The sequence below is a fragment of the Okeania sp. SIO2B9 genome, assembly GCF_010672505.1.
Classification (GTDB): Bacteria; Cyanobacteriota; Cyanobacteriia; order Cyanobacteriales; family Microcoleaceae; genus Okeania; species Okeania hirsuta.
Genome location: NZ_JAAHGK010001119.1, coordinates 1 through 2,539 on the forward strand (window position 1 = coordinate 1; position 2,539 = coordinate 2,539).

Here is a 2,539-nt window from a genome sequence, read left to right on the forward strand (position 1 = left end):
TGAGAAATGGACGAAGATGTCTATTTCTCCTGGTCTTGGAAAGCTTTACCAACCCGCTCCTGACATTCAATATAGCTTTGATAATCAGCTAGTAGCATATATTGGTCATTGTACAGTAAAGAATCAATCAAAGGCTTAAATAAATTAGGATTACCTTTGCTAAAGTGACCGCTAGCAATTCGGTCAATTACTGCTTTGAGTTCAGCATTAGTATTATAGTATTCCAGAGGTTTATAACCCTGAGCTTTCAGATCGAAAACTTCTTGAGCAGTCATACCAAATAAGAAAAAGTTTTCTGCTCCAACTTCTTCGCGAATTTCGATATTAGCTCCATCAAGAGTACCAATAGTCATAGCTCCATTCATGGCAAACTTCATATTACCAGTTCCGGATGCTTCTTTTCCAGCAGTAGAAATTTGCTCAGATAAGTCAGCAGCAGGATAAATAATCTGACCAAGAGAAGCATTAAAGTTTGCCAAGAAGACAACTTTCAGGCGACCGTGCACATCAGGATCGTCATTAACTACATCAGCAACGGCATTAGTCAATTTAATAATCAACTTAGCCATATAGTAACCAGGAGCAGCTTTGCCACCAAAAATAAACGTGCGGGGTGGAATATCAATGTTTGGATTTTGCTTAATGCGGTTATACAGAGTAATGATGTTGAATACATCCAAATGTTGACGTTTGTACTCATGAATACGTTTGACTTGAATATCAAATAGAGAATTAATATCCACCTCAATCCGATTATGCTTGAGAATGCGCTCTGCCAACTTAGCCTTATTCTCTTGCTTTATTGCTCGCCAACGATTCCGAAATTCTGCATCATCAACATATTTTTCTAGTTGCCGTAGTTGGTCGAAATCTCGCAACCAACTATCTCCTCCCAGCTTCTCTGAGAATAGGGCAGAAAGTTTGGGGTTACTCAGTAAAACCCAACGACGGGGAGTCACTCCATTAGTCTTATTGAAGAATTTGTCTGGGAAAAGTTGGTAAAAATCTTTAAGCACACCTTTTTTCAACAATTCTGTGTGCAGTGCTGCTACTCCATTGACAGCATGACTACCAACAGTAGCCAAATTAGCCATCCGCACAGATTTTTCACCCCCCTCCTCAATCAGAGAAACACGGGCAAGCAATTCCGGGTCTTTAGGAAACCAAGTGTGCACTTGAGTTAAAAAGCGCCGATTAATTTCATAGATAATTTCTAGGTGGCGAGGGAGAAGGCGACCAAACAAACTAATTGCCCAACGCTCTAATGCTTCAGGCAGCAAAGTATGGTTAGTGTAGGCAAAAGTATGTTGAGTAATATGCCAAGCACGCTCCCAGTCCATATCATACTCATCAATTAATAAGCGCATCATCTCGGCGATCGCCACAGCAGGGTGAGTATCATTCAGTTGAATTGCTGCTTTATCGTATAAATTATCTAGATTTTTGTTGTGGGATAAATGCCTACGGATGATGTCCTGTAAAGCACAAGAAACGAAGAAATATTGTTGCTTCAGACGGAGTTCCTTACCTTGAGGGGTATTATCATTAGGATAGAGAACTTTGGATATCGTCTCCGAACTCATTTTATCTGCTACTGCACCGTCATAGTTTCCAGCATTAAACTCTTCAAATTTAAAGTCTACACTAGCTTCTGCTCGCCACAAACGTAAAGGGTTAACAGTATTAACTTTATAGCCAGGAACAGGGGTATCATAGGGGATACCAATTACAGTTTCATCCGGAACCCAAGTTACTCGATAGTGCCCTTTATCATCATGGTATCCTTCTGTATGACCTCCAAACTTGATTTCTACCTTTTCAGCAGGACGAGCTATTTCCCAAGGGTTCCCGAAACGTAACCATTTATCAGGAATTTCTGCTTGCCAACCATCCTGTACAGTTTGGGTGAAAATGCCAAACTCATAGCGAATACCGTGCCCCACCGCCGGAATTTCCAGAGTAGCTAGAGAGTCCAGAAAACAAGCTGCTAATCTACCCAAACCACCATTTCCTAAACCAGGGTCATCTTCTTGTTCCAGTAGTTCATCTAAATTTAACCCAGATTCGGTGATAGCTTGACGAATTTTTTCATAAATTCCCAGGTTAATTAAACTATTACCCAGGTGACGACCCATGAGAAATTCGGCAGAGAGATAATATACAACTTTAACATCTTTCTCGTTATAAGTACGAATTGTAGAAAGAAAGCGTTGAAGTAAGCGATCGCGTATAGTATAAGCCAGAGCACGATAAAAATCATCTTGTTTTGCCATGGACTCATAGGTCCCCTGCAAATAAAACAGGTTATCTGCTAGGGCACGTCTGAGAGTAGTAACACTCATGCCGGTTCGATCGTCTTCTACCTGAATTTGATTTTCAGTAGTGGGGTTGATATATTGATTCATTACTCCTCCATAAATTTAACCGTTATCAATTTTTCTGTAGTAGAAAGACAAAGGTGGTAATTAGCTTTGCCACACAGGAGTTATTCTATAGGAAACTTCTTAATCCAGTTAGACTAGCTAATGGAATTTTAGAT

General features: G+C 40.2%; 1 protein-coding gene. It reads right to left on the reverse strand.

Features of this window, described 5'->3' with window-relative positions:
• Positions 1–20 precede the first annotated feature (20 nt).
• Positions 21–2,405 (reverse strand): glycogen/starch/alpha-glucan phosphorylase, encoded by a 2,385-nt coding sequence (locus tag F6K13_RS27945; protein WP_287289122.1) that lies wholly within the window; start codon positions 2,403–2,405, stop codon positions 21–23.
• Positions 2,406–2,539: the final 134 nt, after the last annotated feature.

Bases quoted from the DNA above. Each gene is read 5' to 3' on its own strand.
- F6K13_RS27945 (WP_287289122.1), bottom strand. From the start codon at position 2,405: ATGAATCAATATATCAACCCCACTACTGAAAATCAAATTCAGGTAGAA.